The sequence below is a fragment of the Rummeliibacillus pycnus genome (assembly GCF_050459865.1).
GTDB lineage: Bacteria > Bacillota > Bacilli > Bacillales_A > Planococcaceae > Rummeliibacillus > Rummeliibacillus pycnus_B.
This window is the reverse complement of sequence record NZ_JBCMNM010000049.1, coordinates 1-16,002: the sequence shown is the minus strand read 5'-3', so window position 1 is coordinate 16,002 and position 16,002 is coordinate 1. Positions and strand designations below refer to the sequence as shown.

Annotated in this window: 13 protein-coding genes; 9 read left to right on the top strand and 4 right to left on the bottom strand. The window is 35.8% G+C overall.

Features of this window, described 5'->3' with window-relative positions; translation table 11 throughout:
- Positions 1-591 precede the first annotated feature (591 nt).
- Positions 592-1,785, top strand: a complete 1,194-nt coding sequence (locus ABE048_RS12515) for a NupC/NupG family nucleoside CNT transporter (protein WP_430311610.1) — start codon at positions 592-594, stop codon at positions 1,783-1,785.
- 333 nt (positions 1,786-2,118) lie between these two features.
- On the opposite strand, the gene ABE048_RS12510 is transcribed toward ABE048_RS12515, so the two are convergent.
- The 3 genes from ABE048_RS12510 to ABE048_RS12500 all read right to left on the bottom strand — a co-directional run bounded on the left by ABE048_RS12510 (position 2,119) and on the right by ABE048_RS12500 (position 4,083).
- Positions 2,119-2,283, bottom strand: coding sequence for a hypothetical protein (locus tag ABE048_RS12510; RefSeq protein WP_430311609.1), 165 nt, complete (start codon positions 2,281-2,283; stop codon positions 2,119-2,121).
- A 460-nt stretch (positions 2,284-2,743) separates the two neighbouring features.
- The gene (locus tag ABE048_RS12505; RefSeq protein WP_430311608.1) at positions 2,744-3,748 is read right to left on the bottom strand and encodes an HAAS signaling domain-containing protein; all 1,005 of its coding nucleotides are present in this window, start codon (positions 3,746-3,748) and stop codon (positions 2,744-2,746) included.
- The gene (locus tag ABE048_RS12500) at positions 3,745-4,083 is read right to left on the bottom strand and encodes a PadR family transcriptional regulator (RefSeq protein ID WP_430311607.1); all 339 of its coding nucleotides are present in this window, start codon (positions 4,081-4,083) and stop codon (positions 3,745-3,747) included. Before ABE048_RS12500 ends, ABE048_RS12505 begins: the two co-directional genes overlap by 4 nt.
- Positions 4,084-4,430: 347 nt before the next feature.
- Here ABE048_RS12500 and ABE048_RS12495 point away from each other — a divergent pair, with 347 nt between their 5' ends.
- The 4 genes from ABE048_RS12495 to ABE048_RS12480 all read left to right on the top strand — a co-directional run bounded on the left by ABE048_RS12495 (position 4,431) and on the right by ABE048_RS12480 (position 9,415).
- Positions 4,431-6,200: a glycoside hydrolase family 3 protein gene (locus ABE048_RS12495; protein WP_430311606.1), complete on the top strand. Its 1,770-nt coding sequence runs from the start codon at positions 4,431-4,433 to the stop codon at positions 6,198-6,200.
- A gap of 74 nt (positions 6,201-6,274) precedes the next feature.
- Positions 6,275-7,882, top strand: coding sequence for a serine hydrolase (locus tag ABE048_RS12490; RefSeq protein WP_430311612.1), 1,608 nt, complete (start codon positions 6,275-6,277; stop codon positions 7,880-7,882).
- A 295-nt stretch (positions 7,883-8,177) separates the two neighbouring features.
- Positions 8,178-8,600 (top strand): MaoC/PaaZ C-terminal domain-containing protein, encoded by a 423-nt coding sequence (locus tag ABE048_RS12485; protein WP_430311605.1) that lies wholly within the window; start codon positions 8,178-8,180, stop codon positions 8,598-8,600.
- A gap of 26 nt (positions 8,601-8,626) precedes the next feature.
- Positions 8,627-9,415, top strand: coding sequence for an enoyl-CoA hydratase/isomerase family protein (locus ABE048_RS12480; protein WP_430311604.1), 789 nt, complete (start codon positions 8,627-8,629; stop codon positions 9,413-9,415).
- Positions 9,416-9,521: 106 nt separating this feature from the next.
- Here the strand turns inward: ABE048_RS12480 and ABE048_RS12475 are convergent, their stop codons facing one another.
- Positions 9,522-11,228, bottom strand: a complete 1,707-nt coding sequence (locus ABE048_RS12475) for a sigma 54-interacting transcriptional regulator (protein WP_430311611.1) — start codon at positions 11,226-11,228, stop codon at positions 9,522-9,524.
- Between the two features lie 219 nt (positions 11,229-11,447).
- Here ABE048_RS12475 and ABE048_RS12470 point away from each other — a divergent pair, with 219 nt between their 5' ends.
- From ABE048_RS12470 to ABE048_RS12455, 4 genes are read left to right on the top strand one after another with little or no spacing between them, the layout of a single operon-like run.
- Entirely contained in the window at positions 11,448-12,605 is a 1,158-nt protein-coding gene (locus ABE048_RS12470; protein WP_430311603.1) for an acyl-CoA dehydrogenase family protein, read from the top strand.
- A gap of 40 nt (positions 12,606-12,645) precedes the next feature.
- Positions 12,646-13,872, top strand: coding sequence for a CaiB/BaiF CoA transferase family protein (locus tag ABE048_RS12465; RefSeq protein ID WP_430311602.1), 1,227 nt, complete (start codon positions 12,646-12,648; stop codon positions 13,870-13,872).
- On the top strand, positions 13,856-14,626 hold the full coding sequence (locus ABE048_RS12460) for an SDR family NAD(P)-dependent oxidoreductase (RefSeq protein WP_430311601.1): 771 nt from the start codon (positions 13,856-13,858) through the stop codon (positions 14,624-14,626). The genes ABE048_RS12465 and ABE048_RS12460 overlap by 17 nt, the downstream gene beginning before the upstream one ends.
- Before the next feature lie 45 nt (positions 14,627-14,671).
- Complete coding sequence (locus ABE048_RS12455) at positions 14,672-15,850, top strand: lipid-transfer protein (RefSeq protein WP_430311600.1); 1,179 nt, start codon at positions 14,672-14,674, stop codon at positions 15,848-15,850.
- The last annotated feature ends 152 nt before the right edge of the window (positions 15,851-16,002 follow it).

Below are 16,002 nucleotides of genomic sequence, written 5' to 3'. Positions count from 1 at the left end.
ATTCCACATCATGCAGAAATCAGATTAATACTATTCAAATTTGTTCTTAGACACTTTTCAATGCCCTCAATATCTACATCTTAAGAAGGAAATGCGTATGCATTCTCGAGAGAATCGATGCAGAAATCGTTGCAATGAACAAAATTGGATATCATTTAATGCGCGTATATTTTTTATAAATTTTGCATTATGAAATTGTTTATAAAAGATATGTGGTTGATTAGAAACATGAATTTGGGGTAACTACTATTGTATAGAAAATTATATATTACACATTATAAAAGTTAGTCGTCTGACCTTTTGAAATTTTCGAGTTAATTTTATTATTGCGACTAAATGATAAAATATTGATAATTCAATTTGTGGAGTGTAATATTTTTATCAATTAAACAAAAGTATTTCCTTGTATTGAATTATTTATATGGATGATTGTTTTAACTGTCATTACTAGATTACAGGAAAGTTTGAATAAAATTAGTTTTCAAGTGAATGGGACTATTTTTACTCTGACGCGCTTACTTTTTATTCTTCCAATTCTGAAAAATGTAAGGGCTTTTTTGTTGCTTATTCTTATAGCCAGGAGTTGCTTATATGTATTTTTTATTGAACATTTTGGGGTTGTTTATCGTGATGGGAATCGTATTCCTATGCTCGCCTCGTAAGAAAGAAATAAAATGGCGTGCCATTTTTACAATTCTTATAGCAGAAGTACTAATTACGTGGTTTATGCTAAAAACGACAATTGGTGGTTGGATTATCAATAAGATTGCCGACTTCTTTAATTGGTTAATTAAGTGTGCAAATGAGGGGATTGCATTTGTTTGGCCAAGTGCTTTAGCACATCACAATGTGGACTTTTTCTTCAGTGCATTAGTGCCAATTATTTTCATCGTTACTTTCTTTGATATTTTATCTTACTTCGGTATTTTGACTTGGATTATTGATAAAGTAGGTTGGTTAATATCTAAAGTTTCGGGTTTACCAAAATTAGAAAGTTTTTACTCTATCCAAATGATGTTCTTAGGGAACACCGAAGCATTAGCTGTTATTCGAAATCAGTTGGATAAATTAAATGAGAATCGTTTACTTACTTTTGGGATTATGAGTATGAGTTGTATTAGTGGATCAATTGTAGGCGCTTACTTATCAATGGTTCCAGCAGCATATGTATTTTGTGCGATTCCGTTAAACTGTTTAAACGCGTTGCTTGTTGTTAATATGCTGCATCCAGTTGATGTTCCAAACGAAGAAGACATCGTTTACAAACCATCAAAAGAAGAGAAGAAGGATTTCTTCTCAACCATTTCTAACAGTATGTTAGTTGGTATGAACATGGTTATCGTTATTGCAGCAATGCTTGTTGGTTATGTAGCTTTAACTGCTGCAGTCAATGGGATTCTAGGTTTAGCAGTTCATGGCTTAACGATTCAAAAAGTTTTTTCTTACCTCTTTAGTCCCTTTGCTTATTTGCTTGGTTTACCTACCAAAGATGCCATGTATGTAGCAGAATTAATGGGTATGAAATTAGCAACCAATGAATTCGTTGCCATGATGGATTTAACGAAACATATTCATTCAATGGCTCCACACACTGTTGCGGTAGCAGCAACATTCTTAACATCATTTGCGAACTTCAGTACAATTGGTATGATTTACGGCGCATTTAGCTCACTGTTAAATGAAAAAAAATCAGCGATTATCGGCAGAAACGTTTGGAAACTTCTTATCAGTGGTATTGCTGTTTCATTATTAAGTGCAATGCTTGTAGGATTGTTTATTTGGTAGTATCGATGTACAACCAAAAAAAGAACTCAGTCTTTTGATGACTGGGTTCTTTTTTGTTTGTTTCATGGACAGAACGTGAATTTTCGTGGATTGGGATGTTAATTTCGTGGATAGATTGTGAATTTTCGTGGATTGGAATACTTAATTCGCGGATTGAACATGATTTTCCGTGGATAATGATTTGCTAGATCCAAAAGTGCTTCATTTTATAGAGGCTAATGATTATTATTTGCTTAATTTATTCTAAATGGCTACATATATAGAAAAGCAAACATTATTCTAGTGAGGATTTCTGAATAGAGGCTTGTAGGTATAAAAAATGATGGAGTCAGATTAAATAATCTGTCCATCAATGATAATTTGACCGGTCTGGTGGTCGTATTCAACTTCTCCCATCGCACCAAGATTAACACCTTCTGGTAATTCTCTTGTTTCAACAACTTGTGAATCATTTAAGATGGCTAAATACTTGCCATTTATTAAAACTACTTTTGTCATAGCTCATCACCTCCTTCTTCATTTCATAAAAAAATATATTTAATATAATATGTACGGGAATAGTGTAAATATAACCATTATTAATAATTATTTTGGTATCGAGTTGGATGTCTTTTAATTGAAACTAACTAGTGTATCTAATCAAAAATGGGTATGTATTTTTGTGGGGAATATCAAAGATTTGAAATGTGTTACCAGCTTGATTGAAATATTAAGCGTTAACCTAGCAAATAACTAAACAGGAGATTCTATACTTTTCGAATTAAAATGTGTTACAAAAGCAGGTGCAAAAGGGGAGGAAAAGCTTATTTTTCTTAAAATTAGAAAGGGGAGAAGTACTCCCCTGAAAATGATCTGATATTAATTTATGCTGGATCATTGAAAATGTATATACAATTGTCTATTTTCGGTTATTTACGGATTAGAAATTGAAGAGGAGGTAATCGTACGATTTTAAATATTAATGAATTCTAATTTTAGCCTTGCGGAAGCCTTCAAATACACTGATTGCTGCAAATAAAATAGAGATGAAAATTCCGCCGCTAACTATCCATGTTTCAAATTGATTAGCTGTTGTGGTAAATACATCAGCCATATACGTAATAAAATCTTGGGTCATCAGATTCGGATTTGTTAAGATAATAATGAATACAATGGTTGAAATAAGCTCGACTGCAGTATTACAAATTGCTATTCCTTTTGTCCATTGCCCCTTTATTAATTTATAAAGAGCTAGTGCTATTTCGGAACCAATTACAACAAGAACGATTGGCCAATATCCAAGTAAAACTTCCTGATTAAAAGTTGTGGTCACAAATTCAAGTCCGTCTCTGCCGCGTTCATATACACCTACAAGATGATTCGCATAAAAATAAAGAGTTGACCAAATCGCTGTCCACATTAAACTTCCAAATACCTCACCCTTTGAAATCGCTTTTTTCTTAGGGATATATGAGATGTTTTTCAAATCATTAGGAGTCCATTTTTTTAGGCTTGCTGTTAAAGGCTGCTCATCACTAACTTTATCTGTTCTTTCTAAAATAGCAAACACAAGTGTAAGCCAAAAGAATACTTGGATCCCTACTTCAATGATTCTTCCTATTCCTTCACCCATAAGACTCAAAACAACATTTAGAACCGCTTGTTCTCCACTATATCCAATAAAATGTTCAGCAAACATCGAGATTAACGATATGACAGCGGCAATCGGTAAAATCATTTTTAGTAGCGTTAAATATACATCAAAATAGCGTGGACCAATTAAGTGCATTGGCCGATCTAGATAACCACTAGCTAATGTGACTGGACTCCCTAATTTTTCAAGAACTGCCTTTGTATCTTCTTCACTGTAATCATCAGGTAGCATATCCTCTATAGTTGACCGTAACTCGAGCGCAATATCTTCACGACTTTTTTGAGGTAGCCTCCGAGTTACCTCTTGAATATAAATCTCAATCAGATTCATATATCTTCCTCCTCTTCTAATAATCCGTAGAGAACTTTCGAATTGTTAATCCATTCCTTTTTTAACTGCACGAAAATATCTAATCCATATTCACTTAAAATATAATACTTACGAGGTCTACTCTCAGCAGTATCCCAACTACTCGAGACTAACTCCTGTTTTTCTAATCGGCGAAGCAAAGGATATAGTGTACTTTGATCAATTGAAATACCGGATTCTTCCAACGACTGAACAAGTGAATATCCATATTGGGGAGTTTGTAATTGACTTAAGACAGCTAAAGTCAATGTTCCTCTCCTAAGCTCTGTCGTTAATGAATTCAATAAAGTACTCATACACCACACCCACCTCCTTTTTATTTACTATATGTCATACAGTATATATTTATACTATGTATCATACACTATTGTTGTTACAACATCAATTGAAAATAAATAATATTCTGAAAAAATAATCGACACAACAAACTCATGATTTAACCCAGCCACTAATACATTAATAAGGCTAACTAAGCCACTATCACTAGTCTAATTTCCATTATTTATGAAAAATTTCATAAATTAAAAAATTAAATATTATAAATATTCTGATAAAAGGATATAAAGTTGTATAGACCAATTCAGATGGAGTGTTAAACTTGAAATTAAAAGCACTATAAATATGGAGCAAAGGGGTAGATTAGATGGGGAAAAGAGTCATTGTTTTTTTATTGACCTTCGTGCTTCTTTTTACATTTTCAATTGTTCCAATGTCTCAAGCGAAGGATAAATCAAATGGAAATGAGGAAAAGATTGCAAAGAAGTGGGTAAAAGAGAAAGTAAAGCACATGACAATCGAAGAAAAAGTAGGACAACTATTTATCGTACATGCTTATGGAAAAACTCCAATTGATCCAGATTATGCTGCAACTAATATTGAGAAAAATCGTGGTGGGGCAAACTTTAAGGAAATCATTGAGAAATATCATATTGGAGGCGTTATCTACTTCAATTGGTCTCAAAACATTGGAACACCTGTAGATTCGAGTCAAGTTCAATCGTTGTCAAATGGATTACAGGAAATTGCCTTAAAACAAAAAAACAAAATTCCTTTATTCATCTCAACTGATCAAGAGGGGGGAGTTGTTGCACGTATTACAGATCCTGCTACAGTTTTCCCAGGAAATATGGCACTCGGAGCAACACAATCAGAAGAATTTGCGAAAAAATCTGCTGAAATCATGGGTTTAGAATTAAAAAGTTTAGGGATAAATATGGACTTTGCTCCAGATTTAGATGTCAATGTGAATCCAGAAAATCCAGTAATCGGTGTGAGATCCTATTCGGCAAATCCTGATCTAGTTGCTTCACTAGGAATCGGACAAGTAGAGGGTCTTCAAAGTCAAAATGTTATAGCGACAGGAAAGCATTTTCCGGGTCATGGAGATACGAATGTCGATTCTCATTATGGATTACCTATTGTGAACCATGACCTGCAAACATTGAATAAAGTTGATTTGAAACCGTTCAAAAAAGCCGTTCAAAATGGTATTGATGCAATCATGACAGCACACATTGTCGTTCCAGCACTTGATAATTCAGGGCTTCCTGCTACTTTATCAAAGCCAATTATGACAGGGGTTCTTCGTAAACAACTTGGATATGATGGATTGATTATCACTGACAGTTTAGATATGTCAGGAGCAAATGTTTTACCAATAGATCAAGTGCCTGTAGCAGCATTTCAAGCGGGTGCAGATATTTTACTCAATCCACCAGATGTAGAAGTCGCATATAATACCATGCTAAAAGCAGTAAAATCAAAAGAAATTAGCAAAAAACGTTTAGATCAATCCGTTACAAGAATATTATCAGCAAAATATAAACGTGGAATCATTCAACAACCTTTAGTTAAAAAAGAAGCAATTCACAACATTGGACTATCTGAAAATTTAAAAATCGCAGATAAATTGACTGAAAATAGCATTACATTAATTAAAAATAATAATCATGTATTACCAATTCAAAAAGGAAAAAAAGTATTAGTAACTGGGCCAACAGTAGCGAATTCAGAAAAGTTGGCTATACTTCTTTTAGAAAAAGGGATGGATGCAATCAATTCGAGTACTAGCACATCTCCTTCAACCGATCAAATTCAAACAACAGTCACAAAGGCTCAAAATGTGGATGTGATTATTGTGACAGCCTATAATGCCAATACGAACAGTGCGCAACAATCATTCGTAAAAGCTTTGAAACAAACTGGAAAACCTGTCGTTGTAGCATCTATGAGAAACCCTTATGATATCATGGCATTTCCAGAGATAGATGCCAATGTCCTAACATATGGTAATCGTGATATCTCAACTCGAGCACTAGCTAAAGCATTAATAGGGGAAATCCAACCAAATGGAAAATTACCTGTTACCATACCTAATCTATATGATTTTGGATTCGGATTACAATATAAATAGGGGGGATTCAGTTGAAAAAGTGGTTATGGAAAACATGCTCAATAGGGATAATAAGTGCGACAATTTCATTTGGAATGCTAGACTTTTCTTATGCGACAACACTTAAAAAGACAGAGGTGAACAAACAGTATGATCAATTTACATGGGACCATCCGGGTTCATCATCACAAGTGTTACGTGATGGTCAACCAAAGGATGCAGGAATGGTTGAGGCACCTTTGAATGAAATTGATCAAATCATCCAAAACGCAATCAATCAAAAAGTGATGCCTGGTGCTGTTGTTTCAGTTACAAGAAAAGGAATAAAAGTTAAAGAGCAAGCATATGGCTATGCCTACCGATACTTAGATGATAAGTTTACAGAAACAGATCAGCCTATTTTGATGAAAAAAGATACTATTTTTGATATTGCATCGATCAGTAAAATTTTCACTTCTGTCGCTGCAATGCAATTATATGAAAAAGGAAAATTTCAACTCGATGACCCAGTCGCAAAGTATATACCTGAATTTGCAGAAAACGGAAAAGGGACCGTTACAATCCGGCAACTAATGACCCATACTTCTGGATTTGAACCAGGAATTCCACTATATAAAATGGGAACATCTAGAGAAGATCGCTTAGAAATCGTTTTAAAACATGGTCTATCTAATCCGCCAGGTACAAAGTATACGTATAGTGATTTAAATATGATTACTTTAGGTGTTCTTATTGAAAGATTAACAGGGCAAAGACAGGATGAATACGTAGAACAACATATCACAGACCCATTAGGGATGAAAGATACTATGTACAACCCTCCAGAATCTTTAAAACCGAGAATTGCAGCCACTGAATATCAGCCGTGGACAGGTAGAGGCCTCGTATGGGGGCAAGTACACGATGAAAATACATGGTCTTTAGATGGTGTTGCTGGCCATGCAGGTGTTTTCTCAACAGCACATGATTTAACGATTTTAGGACAGACATTTTTAAACGAAGGCAAATATGGTCAATCACGCATTTTAAAACCTTCAACGGTCCAATTAATGGAGCAAAATATGAATCAAGCGTTTCCTGGAAATGACCATGGTCTTGGATTTGAATTAAATCAGGGATGGTATATGGATGGGTTAACGGATGTGAATACTATGGGACATACAGGTTATACAGGGACTTCTTTAGTGATTAGCCCCAAAAATAAAGCCGTCGTCATTTTACTAACTAATCGCGTCCATCCAACACGTAATACAGTGTCAACGAATCAAACAAGAAGGCTTGTAGCTAGACATGCAGCAGATGCCATTCCTGTCGCTATTCCAGGGAATAAAGATGCATGGTTTGCTGGATATGGTGATAACAAAAAGGCGATTTTGCAAGCTGAAGTGAATATTCAAAAGCCATCCATCTTATCTTTTCAAACATGGTACCGAATGGAATCAGATTCGGATATAGGAAAAGTTGAAATTTCTCAAGACGGAATTACATGGAATGAGCTCGGGGCATTAACAGGAAATAGTGGTAATTGGCAAAAAGAATCCTATCAATTGCCTGAGGGAACCAAGTTTATTCGTTTCCAATATGTAACTGACGGTTCCGTAAATGAAAGAGGCTGGTATGTCTTGCAACCACAAATTAAAACGGATCACAAAAACATCACCCCTCAGTTTACAAGTACAGATTGGGAACTTCGGAATCGATAATAAAAGAAAGAAAATGGAAGTGGGGGAATCATTCCACTTCTATTTTTTTATTTTAGAATTTTTGATATGCATCTATCCAAACCAAGTTTTTTGAAATGGAATCTAAATGATTCATCAATTGCAAGTTTACGGTTTTTTTTTCAGTCTCTTAAACTGTTTACAATCTGTAAAGTATTCTAAACAATTATTCGTTAAGAATGCTTTACAGATTTATATTTTTGTTTGCAAAAACGTTATTTGGTATAGGGAATAATGTTGGCATGATACTTGCAGTAGATCTATATGAGGTGATTATATGAAATTTGACGACATTCAAATTGGTCAAAAGTTTGAAACAGAATCTTATAAGATGAACAAAGATGAAATAATCTCATTTGCCTTACAGTTTGATCCGCAATATATGCATGTTGACGAGGAAAAGGCGAAGAAAAGTCGATTTAAAGGAATTATCGCTTCAGGGTTACATACGATTAGCGTTTCCTTTAAGTTATGGACGGATTTAAATATACTGGGTGACCATGTTATTGCTGGAACAGGTATTGATAATTTAAAGTTTGTGCAACCAGTTTATCCTGATGATGTTCTTTATGTCACTGCGGAGGTTATTAAAAAGCAAGAGAGAAACGTGAATGGGGAAGTAACTTTGCTTTTATTATCCTTTAAAAATGATGGTGAATTGGTGTTAAAGGCAAATATTTCAGCCTTAATTTCAAAATAACAAGTGACGAGAAGGGAGTTTTGTCCATGGCTTTTCATACAATTTTAGTGGAGCAAAAGAATCTAACGCGTTGGATTTATCTAAATCGACCAGATCATTTGAATGCATTATCGAAATCGTTAATGATTGAATTATTAGAAGCATTGCAAGATGCCGAGCGTGATGAGCATGTAAGAGTTGTAGTTATCTCAGGAAAAGGTAGAGCATTTTGTGCAGGTGCCGATTTAAAAGAGATTTTAAGTGATGTAGAAAAGAAGCCGGATGGACAAAAAGGGATGTTAGATTCGGCTGAAGATACTTTTACAAAACTTAATCATTTTCCTAAGCCATTATTAGTGGCTTTAAATGGAATTACTGCAGCTGGCGGTTTAGAAATAACAATGACTGCTGATATTGTGATTGCTTCAGAAAAGGCAAAGATTGCGGATGCACATGCTAATTTTGGTGTAATTCCTGGTGGGGGTGGAGCTGTAAGATTACCTAGAAAAATCGGTGTGAATCGGGCAAAGTACTTGTTATTTACGGGGGATTTCATCTCGGCACAAGAAATGCAACAGTACGGATTAGTACAAAAAGTAGTGCCTGCAGAAGAACTTGAAGCGGCAGTACAAGAAATAGCCGATAAAATATCTACAAAGAGTCCACTAGTTTTAAGAGAAATGAAAAAACTTGCAAACGATGGGCAAGAGCAACCATTAGACATCGCTTTAAAACAAGAGATTTTAGCTTTAAAAAATCATCTTCATTCTTATGACTGCCAAGAAGGATTATCGGCCTTTTCTGAAAAAAGAGTACCTGATTTTAAAGGATATTAATTAAGTGCAATAAAGGGGATATAAAAGTGAAAAAATTTTATATCCCTTTTTACATGAGTTCGAAAAAAATGTCAAACCCTAGTTCTTGGTAAAGAATATCAACTTATTATTCGATATTATATTTCTTTAGCTTCGAATAAAGCCATGGCCTTGAGATTCCCAGTATCTTACTTGCTTTCGTCTTATTACCATTTGCTTCTTTCATAGCTAAGAGTATAAGGTCTTTCTCCGTTGATTGAATGGTATCTTGATAGGTGGAAGTAGATGGAGATGATAGGTTTTTTGATTTTTGTTCCTTTACTGTTGGAATAAAATCAGCAATGTGCTCTGAATCAATATAATCACCAGACTTAATATTTGCTGCCCTCTCCAAAACATTGTGCAATTCGCGAATATTTCCTGGCCAAGAATGTTTCATCAGTTTCTGTAATGCTGAATGTGTGACACCCCGAACGTAGAATCCACTTTGGTTTAATCGTTGAACAATTGCTTGAATAATATCGGGTAAATCTTCAATTCGTTCTCTTAAAGGTGGAATATTTAAACGCATAATATTAAGACGATAGTAAAGGTCCTCTCTAAATTTCCCTTCTGCAACAAGCTTTTCGATATTTTGATTGGTCGCAGCGATGATTTTTGTATTTAGATGAATGGATTTCGAACTGCCAATAGGTTGGAACTCTTTTTCCTGCAAAACACGCAAAATTTTCGCTTGAAGTGATAGTGACATATCTCCAATTTCATCTAAAAAAATCGTACCGTTTTGCGCTAATTCAAATTTCCCTTTTTTTCCACCTTTTTTTGCCCCAGTAAATGCGCCATCCGTATAGCCGAAAAATTCAGATTCAAGTAATTCAGGAGGAATCGCAGCACAATTGACTTGGACAAAGGAACCTATTTGTTTTGATGACGCATGAATTCCTTGTGCAAATAACTCTTTTCCTGTACCACTTTCTCCAATTATTAACACTGTTGACATGCTTTTAGAGGCTAATGTAGCTTCATACTTTATCTTTTTTATCGACTCTGATTCTCCAGCAATATCAATAAATGTATATTTCGTTCCTTTCATTTCACTAATTTCATGTTGATAGTCGGATAGTTGTTTTTCGAGTTTTTTCACTTTCGATAAGGCTTCATGTAAATGTGTTAAGCCTCGATAAGTCACTTTACAGATTGCACTAACTACCTCTCCATTTTCTTTAATTGGCAAGATCGAAATGAGTGTTTGTTGTGCTTCGATTAGTTGAGGCGTATTGAGAATACTAATGCCAGTTTTGATGACATTTTCAATTTCTAATTCCGGAAATAAATAGGTTGTTGATTGATTAAGAACATCCTTGCTATTTAAGCCAAACAAATCGGTAAAGCCTTTGTTAACCATTGTAATTTCTGCCCTTTGATTCACGAGAATAATCGCGTCATAGGCAAAATCGAGAACAGATGACAATTGGCTATAGACAACATTATAACTCCACAAAAGCTGCTTCGTGGAGACAAGACCAATGGGAATCATATCATCATTAACAACGGGTGCATGTCCTACGTTGTGTCGTAAAAGTAATGTTCTTGTTTCTTCTATATCAATTGTAGGTGAAAGGAATATAGGTTGATTGTTATAGAATTGTTCAATCTTTGAATCAAAGGATGGCTGTGTGGCTAAAACTCTTAACATTTTGTTCTTTGTAATAATCCCGATTAATTTATGAGTCTCATCCACTACTGGAAGTATATTAGAGTGGGTTTGAGTAAACATTGGAATTACTTCTCTTAAGGTTTGTTCTTTAGTGCAGGAAATAAAATTTGTTGTCATTAGGTCGGAAATGAGCACATCATTCAACTCCTTATGATGCAAATTATAACAAATCAAATTGAAAGGGTTAACACTTTTTGTTAATTTTATTTACAATTTACAATATTCTGTTAATTATCGGTAACACTTCCTATATTAAAAAGCTTTATTTAACGGAATATAAATTTGGCACGCAATTTGCAATATAGATAGATTGAAGGAACAAAAGGGGGAGATTTCATGAAATCAGTAGCAATCGAGGAAGAAATTACATTATTTAAAAAATCCATTCAAGCATTTGCTAATAAGGAAATAGAAGATTACTACAATAAGTGGGAAGAAGAAGGTATTTTACCAAGGGAAATTTGGAGAAAGCTTGGTGAAGCAGGTCTTCTTTGCGTAGATATTCCAGAACAATACGGTGGATTAGGAGCACCATTCCAGTTTTCAGCAAGCATTGTAGACGAATTTAGCCATCTTGGATTTAATTCTATTTCAGGAAACTTAGCTGTTCATTCAAATATAGTTGCCTATTATATTCTTAACTCGGGTACGGAAGAACAAAAAGCGTATTATCTACCAAAGATGGCAACAGGAGAATTCGTTGGTGCTATTGCTATGACGGAGCCAGCTGCAGGAAGTGATCTTCAAGGTATAAAAACGACTGCAGTCAAAGATGATGAAACGGGAAATTATCTTATCAATGGATCAAAGACATTTATCTCGAATGGGCAAAATTTTGATTTTGTCATAGTAGTAGCCAAAACCAATGATAAAGTCCCTGCATCAAAGGGAACGACACTATTTATTGTAGATGCTGATACAAAGGGTTTAACAAAAGGTAAAAAATTAAAGAAAATCGGTCTACATTCTGCCGACACTTCTGAATTGTTTTTTGAAGATCTAGTAGTATCCCCTAGTCAAGTTCTAGGTGAACTAGAACGTGGATTCATCACATTAATGCATGAACTACCAAGAGAACGAACCATTCTTGCTGTTGGTGCATGTGGTGCTATGGAAGGGGCTTTGGAAATCACGGTCAAATACCTTCATGAAAGAGAGGCTTTTGGTGCACCTCTTAGTAAACTTCAAACGATTCGTCATAAGATCGCCGAAATGATTACCGAAGCTAAAGTCAATCGTGCTTATGTCAATCAGTGTCTAGCCCTTTTAGAAAACAACCAACTGTCTACTGCAGATGCAAGTATTGCGAAACTTTCTACGACTGAAGCACAAGGGAGGATTGCAGACGGATGTTTACAACTGTTTGGAGGTTATGGATATATGGAGGAATACCCAATCTCTAGAGCTTTTACAGATGCACGAGTTCAGCGAATCTATGGTGGAACATCCGAAATTATGAAGGAAATCATTAGTAAGGATATTCTAGGTAAATAAAATGATTTGGTAAATCATCCATAGAAATGGAGGGGTGAGCATGGGGATTTTATCAGGCTTGAAAATATTAGATTTCACCACACTTTTGCCAGGGCCATTTGCAACAATGATGTTGGCTGATATGGGAGCAGATGTACTGAAAGTCGAAGCACCAAATCGGGAGGATTTAACGAAATTTTTGCCTCCAATAGATGGAGAGCTATCTGCAGCATTTGGCCATATAAATCGCTCGAAGCGGTCATTAGCACTGGATTTAAAAAATGATGAAGCAAAACAAATCATATATCAGTTAGTTCAGAAATATGACATTGTTGTTGAGCAATTCCGTCCAGGTGTGATGGAAAGGTTGGGCATAGGGTATGAACAGTTAAAGGAAATAAATCCGAAAATTATTTATTGCTCGATTACAGGATATGGACAAACAGGTCCTCTTCAACAAAGAGCAGGGCATGATATTAATTATCTTTCTTTAGCAGGAGCCGCGGGATATTCTGCTAGAAAAAATCAACCTCCAGTTCCAGCTGGTATACAAGTTGCGGACATTGCAGGGGGTTCGTTCCCAGCAGTTATTGGGATTCTAGCTGCTGTTTATCATCGTGAACAAAGTGGCGAGGGACAATACATTGATATAAGTATTACTGATGGTGTTTTTGCAATGAATGCAATGTATGGTTCCGGCTATCTTGTTGGAGGCATAGAACCAGAAGCTGAATCATTACTATTAAATGGCGGTCAATTCTACGACTATTACGAAACAAAAGACCACCGCTATTTTTCTGTCGGCAGCATAGAAACGCCATTTCAGGTAAGGCTTTGCAATTTAATAGGGGATCAGAGTTTGATTCAGTTGAGTAGCAGTGAAAATCCAGAGGAGCAGCGGAAATTTAAATCGATTCTTACAGAAACATTTAAGCAAAAAACGTTTGATGAGTGGCTAGAGATTCTTGGTGATGGATTTGATGGTTGCGTCGAGCCTGTGTTGAACTTCTCTGAATCCGTTCAACATTCACAATTCAAGGCAAGGGAAATGGTCGTCGAGATTCCAAAGCAAGATGGTGGGATGCAAAAACAAATCGCCTTTCCTATCAAATTCTCCAATCAACCTGCAAAATACCAATTTACTGGCGTCCAAACAGGAACGCACACTTTAGCAATATTGAAGGAAGCTGGTATTGATACTGGAATAATCAAAAGATTAGCGAAGCAGGGCGCTTTGGGAAAACTACTAAATTTAGAGGAGATGTTTGAAAATGAATCTACAAGATAAGGTAGCAATCGTTACGGGTGGCGCTTCAGGATTAGGAGAAGCAACGGTTTCAAGATTAGTAGAAAAAGGAGCAAAGGTTGTCATTTTTGATCTCAACGAAGAAAAGGGAAAAGAATTAGTTGGACAATTTGGAGATAAGGTTCAGTTTGCACTAGTCAATGTAGCAGATCAGGAATCTGTACAAAAGGGTATTCAACAAGCAATCGATGCTTTTGGCGCCATTCATGTGTGTGTAAACTGTGCAGGTATTGGGAAACCAGCCAAAACAATTGGAAGAAAAGGTGTTATGGCACTTGAAGATTTCACTAAAATTATCAACGTCAACTTAATCGGTACGTTTAATGTACTCAGACTAGCTGCAAATGAAATGAAAAATAACGAACCACTAACGGACTCTGGCGAACGAGGTGTCATTATTAATACAGCTTCAGCAGCAGCATTTGAAGGACAAATGGGCCAAGCAGCTTATAGTGCAAGTAAAGGAGGCATTGTAGGGATGACATTACCACTTACACGTGATTTAGCTGAATTTGGTATCCGCGTAGCTTCTATCGCACCAGGAATGTTTTTAACGCCAATGGCAGGTGAACTATCTGATAAGGTCCTTCAAAAAATATCAGAAGGTGTAGAGTTTCCGAAACGACTAGGACGTCCATACGAATACGCGGAGCTAGCAACTTTTATCATGGAACACGAATATGTAAATGGTGAAGTGATTCGATTAGATGGTGGGGTTCGTTTATCACCTAGATAAGTAAATCTTGAATCAAGAATTCTAATAATAATAGGAGGGTTTTAAATGGGAAATCAAGCAAATGTAATTGGGGTAAGTATGGTGAAATTTGAAAAGCCAGGGAAGAGCGAACCATATGAAATGATGGCATCAAAAGCCATCCGTGGTGCATTAGCTGATGCAGGCATTGAATTATCAGAAGTAAATCAGGCATATGCAAGTTATGTTTATGGCGATAGTACCTGTGGTCAATCAGCTCTGTATTTAGTTGGAATGACAGGAATTCCAATCATTAATGTAAATAATAACTGTTCATCGGGTTCAACAGCTCTTTATATGGCACGTCAAGCAGTAGAATCGGGTGCCGCGGAGTGTGTTCTAGCATTTGGATTTGAAGAGATGAAACCGGGTGTTATAGGTGATAATTGGACAGATCGGACATCGCCATTCAAATGGCTTAACAACAGTTTTGAGGAATTAAACCCTGATTTACCAGATGGACCGATTGCGTTAAAAGTATTTGGTGCTGCAGGTTTAGAATATCTAAAAAAATACGACGCGAATGCAGATATCTTTGGCAAGGTAGCTTTAAAATCGAGAAAACATGCCATCAACAATCCGTATTCTCTATTTACAACTGAGTTAATGTTAGATGAGGTTATGAATGCACCTGTTGTGTATCCGGGGCTGACAAGATTTATGGCATGCCCACCAACTTGCGGAGCAGCTGCCGTCATAGTATGTAGTGACAATTTCGCAAAAAAACATAGTATCCATCAAAAAGTGAAAATCGTTGCACAATCAATGACAACAGATACACCCGACAGTATACACGATAATATTCATCTAGTTGGTGCTGGTATGTCAGCTCGTGCAGCGAAAGAAGTGTACGAAAAATCAGGAATCAGTCCTAAAGAAATAGATGTAATTGAATTACATGACTGCTTTACACCAAATGAAGTCATCACATATGAAGCATTAGGTCTTGCTTCAGAAGGGGAAGCATCCAAATTAATTCATGATGGCGACAATACGTATGGTGGAAAATATGTCATTAATCCTTCAGGGGGCTTAATGTCAAAAGGCCATCCTCTTGGTGCAACAGGCTTAGCACAATGTACTGAATTAGTTTGGCACTTGAGAGGAGATGCAGGAAATCGCCAAGTCGAAGGTGCAAGACTAGCATTGCAACATAACTTAGGTCTTGGTGGTGCTTGTGTAGTTACATTGTATGAAAAAGGTTAATTTATATTAATTAGTTTTGGCTTTGTTATCTGGTAGTTGATTTTTGAGAATTTATTAACCTTAAGCGAAAATCAGTGAGTCCTCGAATGAAGGCACTGAAAAAGTAAAAAAGATGAAAATTTATAATAATATCTTGTATAGCTATCTTTGTT

Coding starts and splice junctions, on each gene's coding strand:
- ABE048_RS12515 (WP_430311610.1), top strand. CDS start 592: ATGTATTTTTTATTGAACATTTTGGGGTTGTTTATCGTGATGGGAATC.
- ABE048_RS12510 (WP_430311609.1), bottom strand. CDS start 2,283: ATGACAAAAGTAGTTTTAATAAATGGCAAGTATTTAGCCATCTTAAAT.
- ABE048_RS12505 (WP_430311608.1), bottom strand. CDS start 3,748: ATGAATCTGATTGAGATTTATATTCAAGAGGTAACTCGGAGGCTACCT.
- ABE048_RS12500 (WP_430311607.1), bottom strand. CDS start 4,083: ATGAGTACTTTATTGAATTCATTAACGACAGAGCTTAGGAGAGGAACA.
- ABE048_RS12495 (WP_430311606.1), top strand. CDS start 4,431: ATGGGGAAAAGAGTCATTGTTTTTTTATTGACCTTCGTGCTTCTTTTT.
- ABE048_RS12490 (WP_430311612.1), top strand. CDS start 6,275: ATGCTAGACTTTTCTTATGCGACAACACTTAAAAAGACAGAGGTGAAC.
- ABE048_RS12485 (WP_430311605.1), top strand. CDS start 8,178: ATGAAATTTGACGACATTCAAATTGGTCAAAAGTTTGAAACAGAATCT.
- ABE048_RS12480 (WP_430311604.1), top strand. CDS start 8,627: ATGGCTTTTCATACAATTTTAGTGGAGCAAAAGAATCTAACGCGTTGG.
- ABE048_RS12475 (WP_430311611.1), bottom strand. CDS start 11,228: ATGACAACAAATTTTATTTCCTGCACTAAAGAACAAACCTTAAGAGAA.
- ABE048_RS12470 (WP_430311603.1), top strand. CDS start 11,448: ATGAAATCAGTAGCAATCGAGGAAGAAATTACATTATTTAAAAAATCC.
- ABE048_RS12465 (WP_430311602.1), top strand. CDS start 12,646: ATGGGGATTTTATCAGGCTTGAAAATATTAGATTTCACCACACTTTTG.
- ABE048_RS12460 (WP_430311601.1), top strand. CDS start 13,856: ATGAATCTACAAGATAAGGTAGCAATCGTTACGGGTGGCGCTTCAGGA.
- ABE048_RS12455 (WP_430311600.1), top strand. CDS start 14,672: ATGGGAAATCAAGCAAATGTAATTGGGGTAAGTATGGTGAAATTTGAA.